At 70.9% G+C, this 16,389-nt stretch carries 17 protein-coding genes and 7 tRNA genes; 14 read left to right on the plus strand and 10 right to left on the minus strand.

The window, feature by feature from the left end; genetic code table 11:
- Nucleotides 1-5: 5 nt before the first annotated feature.
- The 5 genes from AC4IJH_RS08425 to AC4IJH_RS08445 form a co-directional block, all read right to left on the minus strand.
- A tRNA-Val gene (locus AC4IJH_RS08425) sits at nt 6-77 on the minus strand.
- Nucleotides 78-88: 11 nt separating this feature from the next.
- Nucleotides 89-160, minus strand: a tRNA-Val gene (locus AC4IJH_RS08430).
- A gap of 24 nt (nt 161-184) precedes the next feature.
- Nucleotides 185-256: transfer RNA gene (locus tag AC4IJH_RS08435), tRNA-Val, on the minus strand.
- A 1-nt stretch (nt 257) separates the two neighbouring features.
- Nucleotides 258-331: transfer RNA gene (locus AC4IJH_RS08440), tRNA-Cys, on the minus strand.
- 36 nt (nt 332-367) lie between these two features.
- Nucleotides 368-440 (minus strand) — tRNA-Gly (locus AC4IJH_RS08445).
- A gap of 177 nt (nt 441-617) precedes the next feature.
- Between AC4IJH_RS08445 and AC4IJH_RS08450 the strand changes: the two genes are divergently transcribed.
- Genes AC4IJH_RS08450 through AC4IJH_RS08460 form a run of 3 tightly spaced genes read left to right on the plus strand, consistent with a single transcriptional unit; the run spans nt 618 to nt 3,381 of the window.
- Nucleotides 618-1,688 (plus strand): chorismate-binding protein, encoded by a 1,071-nt coding sequence (locus AC4IJH_RS08450; protein ID WP_490850933.1) that lies wholly within the window; start codon nt 618-620, stop codon nt 1,686-1,688.
- The gene (locus AC4IJH_RS08455) at nt 1,685-2,509 is read left to right on the plus strand and encodes an aminotransferase class IV (protein ID WP_490850934.1); all 825 of its coding nucleotides are present in this window, start codon (nt 1,685-1,687) and stop codon (nt 2,507-2,509) included. Before AC4IJH_RS08450 ends, AC4IJH_RS08455 begins: the two co-directional genes overlap by 4 nt.
- 38 nt (nt 2,510-2,547) lie before the next feature.
- Entirely contained in the window at nt 2,548-3,381 is an 834-nt protein-coding gene (locus AC4IJH_RS08460) for a GNAT family N-acetyltransferase (protein WP_490850935.1), read from the plus strand.
- Between the two features lie 26 nt (nt 3,382-3,407).
- On the opposite strand, the gene AC4IJH_RS08465 is transcribed toward AC4IJH_RS08460, so the two are convergent.
- Complete coding sequence (locus AC4IJH_RS08465; RefSeq protein WP_490850936.1) at nt 3,408-3,932, minus strand: DsbA family protein; 525 nt, start codon at nt 3,930-3,932, stop codon at nt 3,408-3,410.
- Between the two features lie 174 nt (nt 3,933-4,106).
- Here AC4IJH_RS08465 and AC4IJH_RS08470 point away from each other — a divergent pair, with 174 nt between their 5' ends.
- Nucleotides 4,107-4,568: a hypothetical protein gene (locus tag AC4IJH_RS08470; RefSeq protein ID WP_490851052.1), complete on the plus strand. Its 462-nt coding sequence runs from the start codon at nt 4,107-4,109 to the stop codon at nt 4,566-4,568.
- Between the two features lie 86 nt (nt 4,569-4,654).
- Nucleotides 4,655-4,798 carry a hypothetical protein gene (locus AC4IJH_RS08475; RefSeq protein ID WP_490851062.1) on the plus strand — a complete coding sequence of 48 codons (144 nt, stop codon included), beginning with the start codon at nt 4,655-4,657 and terminating at the stop codon, nt 4,796-4,798.
- A 61-nt stretch (nt 4,799-4,859) separates the two neighbouring features.
- Here AC4IJH_RS08475 and AC4IJH_RS08480 read toward each other — a convergent pair whose 3' ends face one another.
- Together AC4IJH_RS08480 and AC4IJH_RS08485 are read right to left on the minus strand one after the other, a co-directional pair.
- A complete protein-coding gene (locus AC4IJH_RS08480; RefSeq protein ID WP_490850937.1) occupies nt 4,860-5,426 on the minus strand; it encodes a CGNR zinc finger domain-containing protein in 567 nt (188 codons plus the stop codon).
- A 226-nt stretch (nt 5,427-5,652) separates the two neighbouring features.
- Complete coding sequence (locus AC4IJH_RS08485; RefSeq protein ID WP_003959770.1) at nt 5,653-6,066, minus strand: SsgA family sporulation/cell division regulator; 414 nt, start codon at nt 6,064-6,066, stop codon at nt 5,653-5,655.
- A 189-nt stretch (nt 6,067-6,255) separates the two neighbouring features.
- On the opposite strand from AC4IJH_RS08485, the gene AC4IJH_RS08490 reads away from it, so the two are divergent.
- The 4 genes from AC4IJH_RS08490 (at nt 6,256) to AC4IJH_RS08505 (ending at nt 7,573) form a co-directional block, all read left to right on the plus strand.
- The gene (locus AC4IJH_RS08490; protein ID WP_490850938.1) at nt 6,256-6,687 is read left to right on the plus strand and encodes a TIGR02611 family protein; all 432 of its coding nucleotides are present in this window, start codon (nt 6,256-6,258) and stop codon (nt 6,685-6,687) included.
- A 97-nt stretch (nt 6,688-6,784) separates the two neighbouring features.
- Nucleotides 6,785-6,856, plus strand: a tRNA-Val gene (locus AC4IJH_RS08495).
- Between the two features lie 87 nt (nt 6,857-6,943).
- The gene (locus AC4IJH_RS08500) at nt 6,944-7,441 is read left to right on the plus strand and encodes an SRPBCC family protein (RefSeq protein ID WP_490850939.1); all 498 of its coding nucleotides are present in this window, start codon (nt 6,944-6,946) and stop codon (nt 7,439-7,441) included.
- 60 nt (nt 7,442-7,501) lie between these two features.
- A tRNA-Val gene (locus AC4IJH_RS08505) sits at nt 7,502-7,573 on the plus strand.
- Between the two features lie 92 nt (nt 7,574-7,665).
- Here the strand turns inward: AC4IJH_RS08505 and AC4IJH_RS08510 are convergent.
- Nucleotides 7,666-8,391 (minus strand): 3'-5' exonuclease, encoded by a 726-nt coding sequence (locus AC4IJH_RS08510; RefSeq protein WP_490850940.1) that lies wholly within the window; start codon nt 8,389-8,391, stop codon nt 7,666-7,668.
- Nucleotides 8,392-8,611: 220 nt separating this feature from the next.
- On the opposite strand from AC4IJH_RS08510, the gene AC4IJH_RS08515 reads away from it, so the two are divergent.
- The 5 genes from AC4IJH_RS08515 to AC4IJH_RS08535 all read left to right on the plus strand — a co-directional run bounded on the left by AC4IJH_RS08515 (nt 8,612) and on the right by AC4IJH_RS08535 (nt 14,436).
- The gene (locus tag AC4IJH_RS08515) at nt 8,612-9,202 is read left to right on the plus strand and encodes a DUF4365 domain-containing protein (RefSeq protein ID WP_490850941.1); all 591 of its coding nucleotides are present in this window, start codon (nt 8,612-8,614) and stop codon (nt 9,200-9,202) included.
- Nucleotides 9,202-10,401 carry a hypothetical protein gene (locus AC4IJH_RS08520; RefSeq protein ID WP_490850942.1) on the plus strand — a complete coding sequence of 400 codons (1,200 nt, stop codon included), beginning with the start codon at nt 9,202-9,204 and terminating at the stop codon, nt 10,399-10,401. Before AC4IJH_RS08515 ends, AC4IJH_RS08520 begins: the two co-directional genes overlap by 1 nt.
- 115 nt (nt 10,402-10,516) lie before the next feature.
- On the plus strand, nt 10,517-12,496 hold the full coding sequence (gene thrS / locus AC4IJH_RS08525; RefSeq protein ID WP_490850943.1) for a threonine--tRNA ligase: 1,980 nt from the start codon (nt 10,517-10,519) through the stop codon (nt 12,494-12,496).
- A 74-nt stretch (nt 12,497-12,570) separates the two neighbouring features.
- The gene (locus tag AC4IJH_RS08530; protein WP_490850944.1) at nt 12,571-13,128 is read left to right on the plus strand and encodes an HIT family protein; all 558 of its coding nucleotides are present in this window, start codon (nt 12,571-12,573) and stop codon (nt 13,126-13,128) included.
- A 105-nt stretch (nt 13,129-13,233) separates the two neighbouring features.
- Nucleotides 13,234-14,436, plus strand: coding sequence for a YncE family protein (locus tag AC4IJH_RS08535; protein WP_490850945.1), 1,203 nt, complete (start codon nt 13,234-13,236; stop codon nt 14,434-14,436).
- A gap of 238 nt (nt 14,437-14,674) precedes the next feature.
- Here AC4IJH_RS08535 and AC4IJH_RS08540 read toward each other — a convergent pair whose 3' ends face one another.
- The gene (locus AC4IJH_RS08540) at nt 14,675-16,327 is read right to left on the minus strand and encodes an AbeC-like domain-containing protein (protein ID WP_490850946.1); all 1,653 of its coding nucleotides are present in this window, start codon (nt 16,325-16,327) and stop codon (nt 14,675-14,677) included.
- Nucleotides 16,328-16,389: the final 62 nt, after the last annotated feature.

The raw sequence follows: 16,389 nt of genomic DNA on the forward strand, positions 1-16,389 counted from the left end.
CTGCGTGGACGATACTGGGATTGAACCAGTGACCTCTTCCGTGTCAGGGAAGCGCTCTCCCGCTGAGCTAATCGTCCGGGATGCTGCGTGCGCGATACTGGGATTGAACCAGTGACCTCTTCCGTGTCAGGGAAGCGCTCTCCCGCTGAGCTAATCGCGCGGGGAAGGTCCATGTGGACCTGCGTGGACGATACTGGGATTGAACCAGTGACCTCTTCCGTGTCAGGGAAGCGCTCTCCCGCTGAGCTAATCGTCCTTGGAGGTGGAGACGGGATTTGAACCCGTGTAGACGGCTTTGCAGGCCGTTGCCTCGCCTCTCGGCCACTCCACCAGGAGTGTAGGGGGTCGGGAAGATCCCCCAACAGCGAGCGGACGACGAGACTCGAACTCGCGACATCCACCTTGGCAAGGTGGTGCTCTACCAACTGAGCTACGTCCGCAGGTGCCTCTCCCAGACTAACTCCGGGAGGTGCGTTGTCTCCGGTGGGCTTCCGCGTCCCGGCGACGTGTTGAACTCTAGCGGATTCCAGGGCCAGTACAAAAACGCGTTTGTGCAGCGTGCTGCGGTGCTCACTCGGCCAGGGCGACAGCAGGACCCCGGTCATAGACTCACTGACGTGCACGACCTCCCTCCGCTCGCCCGCTTCGGCGGCCGCATCGCCACTGACCTGCGCGATGTCACCAGTGACCCGGCGGCCCTGGACTCCTGCGGCTGGTGGGCCGTGGTCGCCGACTTCGAGGGCCGCCTGGTGTGCGCGCGCTTCGGAGACGTACGCGATATACGCCAGGCGGGCCCCGCCCATGTGCCCGATCCGGGCCGCTGGCGGGGCCCGGCGCCCCGGGACTGGACCTCCTCCCTGGACCGCGCCGCCTATACGGCGGGCGTGCGGCGCATACGCGAGCACATCGCGGCGGGCGAGGTCTACCAGGCCAACCTCTGCCGGGTGCTGACCGCGCCGCTGCCGGACCCCTCCCGCGCGGACGTGGACGCGCTGGGTGCGCTGCTGGCCCGCGGCAACCCCGCCCCGTACGCGGGCACGGTGCGGCTGCCCGCCCACGGCGTGGAGGTCGCCACCGCCTCCCCCGAGCTGTATCTGCGCCGCACCGGCCGCACCGTGGAGTCCGGCCCGATCAAGGGCACCGGGCGCACCGCCGAGGACCTGCTGGACAAGGACCACGCCGAGAACGTGATGATCGTGGACCTGGTCCGCAACGATCTCGGCCGGGTCTGCGCCACCGGATCGGTGACCGTGCCCGCACTCTGCGCGATCGAGCCGCACCCGGGGCTGGTCCACCTCGTCTCCACCGTGCGCGGGGAACTGGCGGCGTCGGCCGGCTGGGCGGAGCTGTTCGCCGCCACCTTCCCGCCCGGTTCGGTCACCGGCGCCCCCAAGCACAGCGCCCTGCGGATCATCGAGGCCCTGGAGACCGCGCCGCGCGGGCCGTACTGCGGCGGCGTCGGCTGGGTGGACGCCGACCGGGGGACGGGGGAACTGGCGGTCGGTATCCGTACGTTCTGGATCGAGCGGGACGCCCCCGGCGGACCGGTGCTGCGCTTCGGTACGGGAGCCGGGATCACCTGGGGGTCCGACCCCGACCGGGAGTGGGAGGAGACCGAGTTGAAGGCGCGCAGGCTGCTCGCGGTAGCGTCGGGATCCTACGAGGCGACCGGAGGGAAGACACGATGAAGATCTGGCTCGACGGGACACTGCGGGACGAGGACGGCGCGAGGGTCTCCGTCTTCGACCACGGCCTCACGGTCGGCGACGGGATCTTCGAGACCCTCAAGGCCCGGCGGGGCAGCGCCTTCGCCCTCACCCGCCACCTGGAGCGGCTCACCACCTCGGCCCGCGCCTTCGGGCTGCCCGAGCCCGACCTGGAGGAGATCCGCCGGGCCTGCGCCGCCGTCCTGGAGGCCAACCCCGTCGAGCTCGGCCGGCTGCGCATCACCTACACCGGCGGCATCTCCCCGCTCGGCTCCGACCGCGGCCAGGCCCGCCCCACCCTCGTGGTCGCGCTGACGGAAACGCCCGCGCACGCCACCGCCACCGCGGCGGTGACCGTCCCCTGGGTCCGCAACGAGCGCGGCGCGCTGGCCGGCGTGAAGTCCACCTCTTATGGCGAGAACGTCATGGCGCTGTCCCGCGCCCACCAACAGGGCGCCACCGAGGCGCTGTTCGCCAACACCGTGGGCCAGCTGTGCGAGGGCACCGGATCCAATGTCTTCGTCGCCCTGGACGGGGAGCTGCACACCCCGCCGCTGTCCTCGGGCTGCCTGGCGGGCATCACCCGCGCCCTGGTCCTGGAGTGGGTCGGCGCCAAGGAGACGGACCTGCCGCTGGACGTCCTGGAGCGGGCCGACGAGATCTTCCTGACCTCGACGCTGCGCGACGTACAGGCCGTCACCCGCATCGACGGGCGTCAACTGACCCAGGAGCCCGGCCCGTTGACGGCCGAGGCGATGCGGGTGTTCGCGGCCCGCGTCGGCGCCGACCCCGATCCGAGCTGACGGCGGTCGGGGATCTCGCGGGAGGGTAGAACCTCTTCGTGACGACGACGCTGAGACCCATCGGGGCCGAGGAGCGCACGCCCGGCGGCGGCCGCGCCCGCTCGTATGACATCTGTGTCAACAGCCGCCCGGTGGGCGTGATCCAGCTGGCCACCGACGAGGCGTTCGGGCCCCGGGCCGGCCGGATCGTGCGCCTGGGCGTGGCCCAGGGCGACCGGCGGCGCGGGCGCGGCACGGTCGCCGCGCTCGCCGCCGAGGAAGTCCTGCGCTCCTGGGGCTGCCGCAGTGTGGAGGCCTCCGTCCCGGCGGATGCCGCCACCGCCCTGCATCTGGCCGCGGCCCTCGGCTACGCCGAGCGCAACCGCAACATGGCCAAGACGCTGCCCGCCGCGCCGCCGCGCCTGCCCGAGGGCAGCGAGGGGCGGCCGATGACCGCGCGGGAGTTCGGGCCGTGGTGGGAGCACGCCCAGGCCGAGTACGAGCGCGAGTGGCGCGAGCGCGGGCTGGATGCCGAGCAGGCGCGCGCCAAGGCCGACGCGGACGGCTCCGAGGGCCTGCCCGACGGCCTGGCCACGCCCGGCGCCCTGCTCAGCGTGCTCACTCACCACGGCACGGCGGTCGGCACGCTGTGGGTGGCGCTGCGCCCGCAGGAGGAGCCCGGTGCGTACGTCTACGACGTCGAGGTGCCCCAGGAGCACCGCGGCCGCGGCCACGGGCGCTCCCTGATGCTGCTGGCCGAGGCGCAGGCGCTGCAGCACGGCCTGCGCCGTCTCGGTCTGAACGTCTTCGCCGGCAACACCACGGCGCTGCGGCTCTACATCTCGCTCGGCTACGAACCGACCGAGTACCACCTCTCCAAGCCGCTCCTGTAGCCCACCGGGCCGCAGGAGCGGGCCGCTCAGCCCGCCAGCAGGCGGTCGGCGATCTCCTGGATGCGGGCGCGCAGGCCGTCCTGGCTCTTGCCGCCGTCCAGGCGCTCGCCGTCGATCACGTACGTCGGCGTGCCGGTGACCTTGATCGCCTTGCCCTCGGCCTGGTCCGCGTCCACGATCAGCAGGTGCCTGCCGTCGATCAGCGCGGTGTCCATCTCCTCGGCGTCCAGGCCCAGTTCGCCGGCCACCTCCAGCAGCACCTGCTCTCCGCGCTTGGCCAGCTCCTCGGTGCGCGCCAGTACGGCTTCCACGTACGGCCATCCCTGGCCCTGCTCGAAGGCCTCCTCGGCGGCCTGGGCGGCGGCGTAGGAGTGCTTGTGCTTCTCCAGCGGGAAGTGGCGCAGCCGGATCTCCAGCCGGTCGCCGTAGTGCTCGCGCAGCGCGCGCAGGTCCTCCAGCGCGCTGAAGCAGTCCGGGCACTGCAGCTCGCACCACACGTCCAGGACGGCGGGGGCGGGACGGGCGGCGGAGGGGGACGTGACGTCGTTCATGGGGTCAGTCTCCCAGCCCCCGCCGCGGCCGCCGAACCAGGACCTGCGGAGGAGCTGGACCCCGAGATGTCCCTGAGCCCGCCCCGGAACATGGCCGTCGCGGCGCCGGACGGTGCAGGATGGAAGGCAGAGCAGGACGCAAGGAGCTGTTTCCACCGGCAGGAGGACCGGATGCTGCTGACCTCGACCGTCTGCGCCGCGGTGTCGGCGGCGGGCCTGGGCATCGCCGCGCTGACGGCGTACCGCAAGCGCTTCCTGGCCGCGACCCGCATCGCCGCCTATTCGCTGGTTCCCCTCGGCCTGGTGATGACCGGAGTCGTCGACTGGGTCGCGGGCCTGGTCTTCAAGCCCACGGTGTGGGCGGGCTTCGGCGTGCTGGCGGTGTCCGTGGTGCTGTTCATGATCAGTAGAGCGGTGGAGCGGCGTACGGGCCGCAAGGAGCGCGGCATCGAGGCGACGGCTCCCCAGGCGGTGGCTCCGGCGGCCTCGGCGCCCTCGCTGGGCGGCGGCCGCAGGTCCGCGCAGCCGCAGGCCAAGGCCGGCGGCAAGAGCGGCGGCAGTGCCGCGGCCCAGGGCGGTGCTCCCACGGATGACTTCTCGGACATCGAAGCGATCTTGAAAAAGCACGGGATCTGATGAACTCCCGTTGCTGAGGGGCTTATTGGTCATTCACCGTCGATCGGCTGCGTCATCATCGGCGCGAGATGAACGACGAGTGCGCCGTGACCCGGGAAGACGCCCCGGTCCCCGTTCCCGAGCCGCGCGGCTGCCTTTTCGCGCTGTCCCAGCCGCCGCTGATGCTCTTCCTCGCCGTGATCGGAGCCCTGCTCCTGATCGGCGCCGTGCACGACCTGTTCCTGCTGTGAGGCCACGGGAGATACGACGGCGCGGGAGGGTGCCGGACGCGGGTGGCAGGGCCCTGCCGCCTCAGCCCGCGGCCTCCCGCCGCCGTGCCCGGTAGGCGGCGACATGCAGGCGATTGCCGCAGGTGCGGCTGTCGCAGTAGCGCCGGGAGCGGTTGCGCGAGAGGTCGACGAAGGCGTGCCGGCAGTCCGGCGCCTCGCAGCGCCGCAGCCGCTCGCGCTCACCGGCGACGACCAGGAAGGCCAGCGCCATCCCGCCGTCGGCCGCCAGGTGGTCGGCGACCGAGGCGCCCGGCGCGAAGTAGTGGACGTGCCAGTCGTGCCCGTCGTGGTCGGTCAGCTGCGGTGTCGTCCCGGCGGACGCGACCAGGGTGTTGACCAGCTCGGCGGCGCTGCGGTTGTCGGGTGCGGCGAAGACCTGCGCGAACCGCGCGCGTACGGCCCGTACGGCGGCCAGATCGCGCTCGCCGAGCGTGCCCACGTCACTGATGCGGTGGCGTGCGACGAACTCCCGCAGCCCTGGCAGGTCGCGCAAGGTGTCCGGGGCGCCGGGGGAGTCGCCCTCGGGGGCGCTGTTGAGGAGGTCGACGACCGCGTCGAGTGCGTACCGGGTGTCATGGGTGATCATCACGGTTCGCTCCCTGGCCGGGTGGGGCGGGCGGGCGCCGCCCCGGTGTCCTTGCCGAATGGTCGCCGACTCTAGCGCTTCCAACAAGCCTCGGCGCCGTCTCCGCGATGACTGTGCGGTGACGGCGCCGAGGTGTGCCGTATGAACTTGTCGGTCCTGCGCCGTCTCCCCGAGTCGGACGGTCGCGGGTTGGTGAGCTGGGTGGTGCGGGGCGGTGCTGTGGTGCCTCTCAGCTCTCCGCGAGGATGTGCGAGAGCTCGGTGTCGAGATCGAAGTGACGGTGTTCCGTCCCCGGTGGGACCGCGGCATCGGTCCTCTTCAGGAACGATTCCAGGGCTCGCGCCGGGGCCTCCAGGAGGGCTTCGCCTTCCGGTGAGCTCAAGGCGATGCAGACCACGCCCTGTCCGTGGCTCCGGGACGGCCAGACGCGGACGTCTCCGGTGCCGGTGGGCCGGTGCAGGCCCTCGGCGAGGAGGTCGCGGGCGAAAACCCACTCCACGGTCTCCTCGGCTCCGGTGTGGAAGGTGGCGTGCACGGCATATGGATCGGCCGTGTCATACCGCAGGCCCGCGGGTACAGGCAGTGATGACTCGCTCGACACAACGAGGCGCAGGTGCAGCTCGCAGCTGACCGTGGTGTTCATAAGCGCCAGGGCCTTTCGCTCAGTGTGCGCTCGGGGATTCGCACGTCGGCGAAATCGACATGCCACCTACGGTGCCGTTGTAAACCCCTCTGAGGGTTTTGGGTGGCTTCAGGTACCTCTTACGGCGGAGTTCCGGCTCCTCCTTCTCGGCCATTTCGGGGGCATGTCCGCTGGGGTAGGTTGGGTGTCATGAATACGGAGCGTGACGGGCGACCGGGGGTCGCCACGGGGGACGCCGCGACTGCCGAGCAGCCGCTCGGATCGAGGGCCCCGCATTTCATCAAGCGGTCCAGGCCGCTGCACCTGAGCTGGCAGGTCGGCGTCTTCGTCGTCGGCCTCGCGGTAGTGGTCGCGGGCATCATCATGCTGCCGCTGCCCGGTCCCGGCTGGCTGGTGATCTTCGCCGGTATGGCGATCTGGGCGACCGAGTTCGTCTGGGCGCAGCTGGTGCTGCGCTGGACCAAGCGCAAGGTCACCGAGGCCGCACAGAAGGCGCTGGACCCCAGGGTGCGGCGGCGGAACATCATCCTGACGTCCATCGGCGTCGTGATCATCGCGGCGGTGCTCGCGGTGTACATCTGGAAGTTCGGCTTCGAGATGCCCTGGAACGTCGGCGAGTAGCGCGGGCCGCCCGCCGGGAGCCGGCGGGTGGTCACAAGAGGCCTCTGACATGGGGTAATGTTGGTCGTGCGCCAGGGGGAAACCCCCGGAGCGGCCGGGGCGATTAGCTCAGTGGGAGAGCGCTTCGTTCACACCGAAGAGGTCACTGGTTCGAACCCAGTATCGCCCACCCCGTGACGAGGGCCCGGAGGCTTGAAGCCTCCGGGCCCTTGGCGTAGTTGGGGAGTTGTTGACCTACGGGCGGCACACTGAGGCCATGGCCCAGAGGTTGCGCGCTCTGCACCGCTACCGCTTCCGCAGCGTGTGGCTGCTGGATGCCCCGCCCGCCGTTGTTTACGCCGTACTGGAGCGGGCCGAGGCGTATCCGCGGTGGTGGCCGCAGGTGCGGCAGGTGGACGCGGACGGCGCACGCGGCGGGACGGCGCGCTTTCGGTCGCTGCTGCCCTACGACCTGGTCGTCAGTGCGCGCGAGACGCGGCGCGACCCCCGGGCGGGGGTGCTGGAGATCGCGATGCGCGGGGACCTGGAGGGCTGGGCGCGCTGGACGGTGGCGGCGCGCGGGGACGGCACCCGGGCGCTGTTCGAGCAGGAGGTCACGGCGCGCAAGCCCCTGCTGCGCAGGATGGCGCTCCCCGGCAGACCGCTGTTCCGGGCCAACCACGCACTGATGATGCGCGGCGGGCGGCGCGGGCTGATCTCCTGGCTCGCCGACGCCGGTCCGTGGCGGCCCGCGGACCAGGGGCGAGGGATTTGAACGAAGGGCCCGGCGGGCTGTATTGTTCAACTCGTTCGCGGGGAAACCCCGACAACACCCGGGCGATTAGCTCAGTGGGAGAGCGCTTCGTTCACACCGAAGAGGTCACTGGTTCGAACCCAGTATCGCCCACCGGGACCGAAGGCCGGGCCGCCAACAGGCGGCCCGGCCTTCGGCGTATCCGCTCCTCGTGCGCGAAATCCCGCCCGGCGGGCCGCGGTTGGTCAGGCGGCGGCGGGCAGGTCCGGGCGCAGCGGCCAGTGCGGGTCCACCGGCTCGGCCGTGCCGTTGCGGGCGAACCACGCCTCCAGGCCGCGGGCCTGCGCGGCGTGCCAGACCGCCTGCAGGGTGTGGAGTTCGGCCGCGTTCAGGCGCTCCAGCCGGGCGGCGAAGCGGCGGCCTAGGGCGCGGACGACCTCCAGTGCGGCGATGGCGTCGGCGGCCGCCTCGTGGGCGCCGGTCAGCTCGACCCCGTAGTGCGCGCACAGGTCGGTGAGGGTGCGGCGGCCCTTGCGGTAGCGGTCCAGGTGCTTGTCCAGGACGCGCGGGTCCAGGACGCACAGCGAGCAGGTGCCCAGGTAGTGGGCGAGGGAGGTGGCGCGGTGCCGCTTCAACTCCCGGTCCAGGAGCGTGAGGTCGAAGGGGGCGTTCATCACGACCAGCGGGCGTCCGGCCAGCGACTGCGCGGCCAGGGCCCGGCCGATCTCCTCCATCACCGGCGCCGGCCAGCGGCCGTGCCGGGCCAGGTGCTCATCGGTCAGGCCGTGTACGGCGGTCGCCGCCTCGGGGACCTCCACGCCCGGATTGACCAGCCAGCGGGTGACGCGCGGTACGGCACGGGGCGTTTCCTGGACGACGAGGGCGGCGGAGACGATCCGATCTCGTTCGACGTCGATTCCGGTCGTTTCGGTGTCGAATGAGGCCAGCGGGCCGTCGTACCAGCACGGCATGTTCACAACTCCTCGCGCTCGTGCGGTGGATGGCCGGATGGCGACCACCCGAGCTGGTGATACCCGGGGCTTCCGCTTGTCGAACCGCCTTTGTTTGTTGACCACTTGGGGCGGTGACAAGACAAGAGGCGGGCCATTGCGCATCGAGCGGTCCGACGGAAAGAAATGCGGACGCACTGCGAAAGTATTCGATCGGCCGATCCCGGAAGGCACTTGAGCGATGACGCTCGCGCAGCCCGAACATGGGGGAGCCACCCATGCCGGAGGCTACGGGGGAGGGCCGGCGCCGGCCGCGCCGCTGCGCGGTTCGCTGGCCACCACGGCCTGTATGGAGACGCTTCAGGTGGGCTATCTCCATGCGGTCGCCGCCGCCTCCGGCTGTTCGCTGGCGCAGCCCTTCCCGGACTACGGCATCGACTGGCACGTCAGCCACAGCGCGCCGGGGCACGCCCTGGACGACGAGGTCACCATCAAGGTGCAGCTCAAGTGCACCTACCAGGTCGCCCCGCGGCCCGCGGGGCCGAGCTTCGCCTTCACGCTCGACAACGGCCATCTGGTCAAGCTGGCCCGTACGCCGGTGTCGGTGCACAAGATCCTGGTGGTGATGCTGGTGCCCCGTACCCAGGAGGACTGGCTGCGGGTGAGCCACGACCGCCTCGAACTGCGGCACTGCTGCTACTGGACCAACCTCGCCGGCCAGGAAGTGACCGGCAGACACCGGACCACTGTGCGCATCCCGACAGCGCGGACCTTCGACGACCGCGCGCTCTGCGAGATCATGACGCGGGTCGGGGCGGGAGGGAGACCGTGATGCACCGGCCGACCGACGAGTACGGCCCCGGGCGCGACCCGAGGCCCGTGGACCCCGGGCAGCTCGACCCCGCGGTGCTCATCGCGCTGCTGGGCCGGCACGGCTGGCGGCGCAGGGGCGGCGGCAGTGGCCACTACACCCGCTGGACGCCGCCGGGCGGGGTGGGCGGTACGAGCCTGCTGGTGCCGCACGCCCGTACCTTCCCCGACAGCGAGGACCTGCTGGCCGAGGCGCTGGACGCGCTCGCGCACAGCGCCGCGCCCTCCGCACGCGAGGTGCTGGTGGGGCTGGCGGTGCCCAGTGACGAGGTGCGCTGGCAGCGGGAGATCCCCGACGACGGGCTGGGCGCCGCGCCGTGGGTGGCCCAGGAGCAGCTGCGCTCGGCCGCGCGGGCGATGCTGATCGCCGGGGCGCTGGGCACGCACGGCCGCGCGGGCTTCTACGGGGCCCGGCACAAGCGCAAGGCCGAGGCGTTCCTGGGCGAGGTGCTGGTGGGCCCGGCGCCCGCGGGGCGGCAGCTGACCGCGTACGTCCCGGTGGCGGCGGGGCGCGGTGCGGTGGCCGGGCTCCAGCGCGCGCTGCACGCGGCCCGCGACGCGACCGACTACCAGCGGGCGACCGGCGGGATGGAGGCCTTCGACGCGGCCGTGGAGCTGGGGGTGTGCCACGAGCTGGCGGAGTCGCTGATCGCGCTGGTGCGGGATGCCGAGGGGGTGCGGATCTCGGTGGAGTGGTCGCCGGCGGCGGGGCCGGCGCCGGGCTTCTCGGTCCGGCCCGAGCCGGTGGAGTTCTCGCCCGGGGACCTGCCCGCGCTCCAGCAGGCCGCGCGGCGCTTCGTACGCGAGGAGCCCTCGCTGCCGGTGCGGGTGACCGGCGCCGTGGTGCGGATGCGGCGGGAGCGTCCCGGCGGGCCCGGCGCGGTGCGGCTGCGGGTGATCGGCGGGGCCGATGTGGTGCAGGTGCGGGTGGCGCTGGAGGAGGAGGACTACCGCATCGCCGGCCACGCCCACCTGGTGGGCCTGCCGATCAGGGTGAGCGGGCGGCTGGAGAGCCGGGGCGGCTTCCGCCGGATCACCGGGGCCTCGGACGTGACGCCCGTACAGGTCGACGACGCCGAGCGGGACCGGCTGCTGAAGTCGCTGCAGGAGAATCTCGGGTTCTTCCAGGAGGCGTGCGGCGGCCCGCTGGCCGAGGAGTGAGTCCGTAGGAGAGGCGGGTGTGCCGCGACCGTTTAGCGGTGGGGACCGGTGGCTCGGTACGATTCGGCTGCACAGCGATCGCTGTCGTGCCAGAAACATGAGTCAGGAGAGACCGGTGTCAGACGTCCGTGTGACCATCCAACGCGATTCCGAGCGGGAAGAACGCGTGGTGACCACGGGCACTACGGCCGCCGACCTCTTCCAGGGCGAGCGCTCCGTCGTGGCCGCGCGGGTGGCCGGGGAGCTCAAGGACCTGGCGTACGAGATCGCCGACGGCGAGGTGGTCGAGCCCGTCGAGATCACCAGCGAGGACGGTCTGAACATCCTGCGGCACTCCACCGCGCACGTGATGGCCCAGGCCGTGCAGGAGCTGTTCCCGGAGGCCAAGCTCGGCATCGGCCCGCCCATCAAGGACGGCTTCTACTACGACTTCGACGTCGCGGAGCCGTTCACCCCCGAGGACATCAAGCGCATCGAGAAGAAGATGCAGGAGATCCAGAAGCGGGGGCAGAAGTTCTCGCGCCGGGTCACCACCGACGAGGACGCCCGCGTGGAGCTGGCGGACGAGCCGTACAAGCTCGAGCTGATCGGCCTCAAGGGCAACGCCGCGCAGGCCGCCGACGGCGCGGACGCCGAGGTGGGCGCCGGCGAGCTGACCATCTACGACAACCTCGACTCCAAGACGGGCGAGCTGTGCTGGAAGGACCTGTGCCGCGGTCCGCACCTGCCCTCCACCCGCGTCATCCCCGCCTTCAAGCTGATGCGCTCGGCCGCCGCGTACTGGCGCGGCAGCGAGAAGAACAAGCAGCTCCAGCGGATCTACGGCACCGCCTGGCCGACCAAGGACGAGCTCAAGGCGTACCTGGACTTCCTCGTGGAGGCCGAGAAGCGCGACCACCGCAAGCTGGGCGCCGAGCTGGACCTGTTCTCCTTCCCCGAGGAGCTGGGCCCGGGCCTTGCGGTCTTCCACCCCAAGGGCGGCGTCGTCCGCAAGGTGATGGAGGACTACTCGCGCCGGCGGCACGAGGTCGCGGGCTACGAGTTCGTGAACACCCCGCACATCTCGAAGGAGAAGCTCTTCGAGATCTCCGGGCACCTGCCGCACTACGGGGAAGCCATGTTCCCCGCGATCGAGTTCGACGAGCAGAACTACCGCCTCAAGGCGATGAACTGCCCGATGCACAACCTGATCTTCAAGTCGCGCGGCCGGTCCTACCGTGAACTGCCGCTGCGCCTCTTCGAGTTCGGCACGGTCTACCGTTACGAGAAGTCCGGCGTGGTGCACGGCCTGACCCGCTCGCGCGGCTTCACCCAGGACGACTCGCACATCTACTGCACCAAGGAGCAGATGGCCGAGGAGCTCGACAAGCTCCTCACCTTCGTCCTGGACCTGCTGCGCGACTACGGCCTGAACGAGTTCGAGCTGGAGCTGTCGACCCGCGACGACTCCGACAAGTTCATCGGCTCGGACGAGGACTGGGCGGAGGCCACCGAGGCGCTGCGCCAGGCGGCCGAGAAGCAGGGCCTGCCGCTGGTCCCGGACCCGGGCGGCGCCGCGTACTACGGCCCCAAGATCTCGGTGCAGGCCAAGGACGCCATCGGCCGGTCCTGGCAGATGTCCACGCTCCAGGTCGACTTCAACCAGCCCAAGCGGTTCGGCCTGGAGTACACCGCGGCGGACGGCTCGCGCCAGCAGCCCGTCATGCTGCACCGCGCGCTGTTCGGCTCCATCGAGCGGTTCTTCGGCGTGCTGCTGGAGCACTACGCGGGAGCCTTCCCCGCGTGGCTGGCGCCGGTGCAGGCGGTCGGCATCCCCATCGGTGACGCGCACGTCGGATTCCTGGAGGAGTTCGCCGCCAAGGCGAAGGCCGCCGGGCTGCGGGTCGAGGTGGACGCCTCTTCCGACCGCATGCAGAAGAAGATCCGCAACCACCAGAAGGCCAAGGTCCCCTTCATGATCATCGCGGGTGACGAGGACATGGCCAACGGTGCCGTCTCCTTCCGTTACCGCGACGGCTCCCAGGAGAACGGCATTCCGGTCGACGACGCCATCGCGAAGATCGTGAAGGTCGTCGAGGAGCGCGTACAGGTCTGAGCCGGTCCGCGGACCACACCGTGCACAGGGCCCCGGGGTCACCCCGGGGCCCTGTGCCGTACCGGTGAAGTCATATGCTGCGTTTCATGACGACAGAGCCGGAGCAGCAGATCGGAGTGGGCACACAGGACGCCTTCCAGCGACTGTGGACGCCTCATCGGATGGCCTACATCCAAGGGGAGAACAAGCCGAGCGGCCCGGGGGCCGACGACGGCTGCCCCTTCTGCTCGATCCCGGCGAAATCGGATGAGGACGGGCTGGTGATCGCGCGCGGCGAGTACGTGTACGCGGTGCTCAACCTCTACCCGTACAACGGCGGCCACTTGATGGTGGTGCCCTACCGCCATGTCGCCGACTACACCGAGCTGGACGGGCCGGAGACCGCGGAGCTGGCCGAGCTGACCAAGCGGGCGATGGCCGCGCTGCGCACCGCCTCCGGGGCGCACGGCTTCAACATCGGCATGAACCAGGGCGCGGTGGCCGGCGCCGGGATCGCGGCCCATCTGCACCAGCACGTCGTCCCCCGCTGGGGCGGTGACACCAATTTCATGCCGGTGGTCGGGCACACCAAGGTGCTGCCGCAGCTGCTGGCCGACACCCGCAAGATGCTGGCGGACGCCTGGCCGGTGTAGCGGGCGGCGGAGGGGGAGGGGCCGAGGATACGCAGACCTGGGCCCCGTCACCCAAAAATCGGATAAATCGCCCCCTGTCCGGCCGGTTGCCTCTCTAATGGTGGGGTGACCTTCCTTACCGATGTCCGCCGCCGCAGGCGGCTCCCCGTGCGGTCCGGGCGCCGGACCGCCCTGTGGGCCGCCGCCTGGGCCCTGGTGGCGGCCGGCTGCGGCACCACGGAGCTCAAGGCCGCCGAGCGCAGCCCCGCGCCGCACCCGCCGTCCAAGGCCGCCGAGCCGGGGCTGGCGGGCATGCCGCCCCTGCTGGACGAGCGCGACGTCTACGCCGCGGACCGGCCCAACCAGCTCGCGCCGCAGGTGAAGAACTTCCCCTCGCGGGTGTACGTGCCCAACACCGCCTCGAACACCGTCAGCGTCATCGACCCGAAGACGTACAAGGTCATCGAGACGATCCCGGTGGGCGTGCAGCCGCAGCACGTCGTGCCCTCCTGGGACCTGAAGACGCTGTGGGTGAACAACAACCGCGGGCACGACCTGACGCCGATCGATCCGGCAACGGGCAAGAAGGGCAAGCCCGTTGACGTCCATGACCCGTACAACCTCTACTTCACTCCGAACGGGAAGTACGCGGTCGTGATGGCCTCCATGGACAAGGAGCTGGTCTTCCGCGACCCGAAGACCATGGCGGTGCGCAAGACCGTTCCGGTGACCTGCGCCGGGGTCAATCACGCGGACTTCTCCCCGGACGGGAAGTACTTCATCGTCTCCTGCGAGTTCTCCGGGGAGCTGCTGAAGGTCGACACCGAGAAGATGAAGGTCGTCGGGCAGCAGAAGCTGCCGTTCCAGGGCGCGATGCCGCAGGACGTGAAGATCGCGCCGGACGGCCGGGCCTGGTACGTGGCCGACATGATGGCCGACGGGATGTGGGTGCTGGACGGCGACACCTTCTCCAAGCCCCGGCTGCTGCCCACCGGCAAGGGCTGCCACGGCCTCTACGTCAGCCGCGACTCCCGGCGCATGTACGTCTCCAACCGGGGTGAGGGGTCCGTCTCGCTGCTGGACTTCAAGAGCGGGAAGCTCACCGGCAAGTGGCACATCCCCGGCGGTGGCAGCCCCGACATGGGCGGGGTCTCCGCGGACGGCAAGGTGCTGTGGCTGTCGGGCCGTTACGACGCCGAGGTGTACGCCATCGACACCGCCAGCGGCAAGACGCTGGCCAAGATCCCGGTGGGCCAGGGCCCGCACGGCCTGGCGGTCTACCCCCAGCCGGGCCGCTACTCACTGGGCCACACCGGGATCTTCCGCTAGGGCCTGTCGTCACAGTCCCGTCTGCCTGGCGACGCCTGGCACGCACGCTCGCCGCGTTGTCGGGCTCACCCCGGTACACCCGGTACCGGGGCGACCCTCCGCCTTGCGAGAGCGCTCGGCATCCGTAGAACGATGCAAAGAGCCGAGAGGCAGCTCGCGAAGCGAGCGGAGTGCACCAGACGCCGCCGGGCCCGCCCTCCGGGCGAACGACGGGACTTTGACGACAGGCCCTAGGACACTAGGCGTTGTACTCGTCGGCCTTCGTCGGCACCGCCTGCTGCACTGCGCCGCTGAGGACCAGCGAGCGGCTGGTGAAGCGCTGGGTGTCCACGCCGTTCTCCTCCAGCACGCTCAGCGCCGCGGAGTGCACCACGCGCAGCACCGGTGTCGCGGCGCGCAGTGCGTCGTCCGCCATGAAGCGGTGCCGCCAGGGCTTGTCGGCCCAGGCGTGGCGCAGCCCGAACGGCTCGGGGAGGGTCAGCTTGCCGCCCAGGAAGTCCAGGACCGGAGGGAACCACGTCAGCGGCGCGCGGGCGGCGAGGCGTACGACCTCCTCCGGGCCGATCAGCGGCAGCGTGCGGGTGCGGGTCTCCCAGAACTTGATGGTCTTGGGCGTAGAGACGGTCTTGGGGCTCGGCTTGCCCATGAACAGCGAGTGCACCGGGCCCAGGGCGTGGCCGGTCACCTCGATGCGCAGCGTCTCGTGGAGGACCGTGACCGTGATCATGAGCGTGATCACCAACTGGCCGTCCCAGAGGACGAACTGGACGCCCAGGTAGTGGCGGTTGCCGCTGCCGAACTGCTGCTCGTTGCAGATCCGCTCTATCTCGTGGCCGCGTACCTGGTAGGCGTCCATGGCCGAGCCGCCGGGCCGGGAGACCGACTTGGCGTTCTCGCCGACCGGCGCGACCACCCAGTGGCGTACCGACGGGGTCGGGAAGCCGCCGGTGTGCAGCGGGGAGCGCTCCAGCTGGCGCAGCCGGTCGTGGATGACCTTGGCGACGTCCCAGCTGCGGAAGGGGTGGATGTCCGATCCCGGCTTGGCGGGCTTGAGTTCCTCGGCCATCTGCCAGCTGCCCCAGCGCGTGCCCATGCCCAGTATCCCGTTGGGGCCCGCGTAGAAGACGACGTTGCTCTGCTGCTCGGCGGTGAGCTTGGCGAGGTTCTGGCGCAGGCGCTCGGCGGCGGTCTGGTTGGGGTCCTGGGGCACCGCCTCGGGGATCTTGGCGCCCACCCCGCCGCCCTCCAGCAGGCTCTTCCACGCGTCGCGCATATCGGTGGCGGTGCGCTCGCAGATCCGCTTGGCCCACCACCAGCCGATCACCGGGGCGATGACCATGGCGCGCAGATAGACCGACCAGAAGCCGCCGAACGGCAGCTTGATCAGGAAGACCACGGCCAGGACGGCCACCGCCAGCAGCAGCGCGACGCCCAGCGCCGAGGTGCCCTTGCCGCCGGACCTGGACAGGGACTTCTTGAGCTGGAAGGCGCCCAGCCACAGCAGTACGCCGGGCAGGAACAGCAGCCCGAACACCACCATCAGCACGGTGAGTTTGGTGTCGCGCTGCTTGCGGATGCGGGTGGCGGCCAGGCAGTGCTCGACCACGGTCTGCGGCTCGGTGCCGAAGGACTGGATGAGTGCCCCGCGCCCGCCGCCGAGCATGCGTACCTGTACGGCGCGGGAGAAGGCCTCGCCGAGGTTGGGCTGCAGCAGCGAGAGCTTGGGCTTTTTGATGTCGGACTTGTAGGAGCCGGTGTCGGCCTTGGTGATGTCGGCCAGGTCGCTGTCGCGGTACGCCGCCGAAGCCAGGGCCTGGGTCGCCGCTGTCTGTCCGGCCCCGCCGGAGAGCGGGACCTGTGCCCCTGGACTGAAGTCGAAGCCGTCTGCCACTCACGCCCCCATCGCCGCGCGCATCCGATGATGCGGCTCTTCCCAACTTCCCTGCTACCGCC

The sequence above is a fragment of the Streptomyces sp. UF-297 genome, from assembly GCF_058245575.1.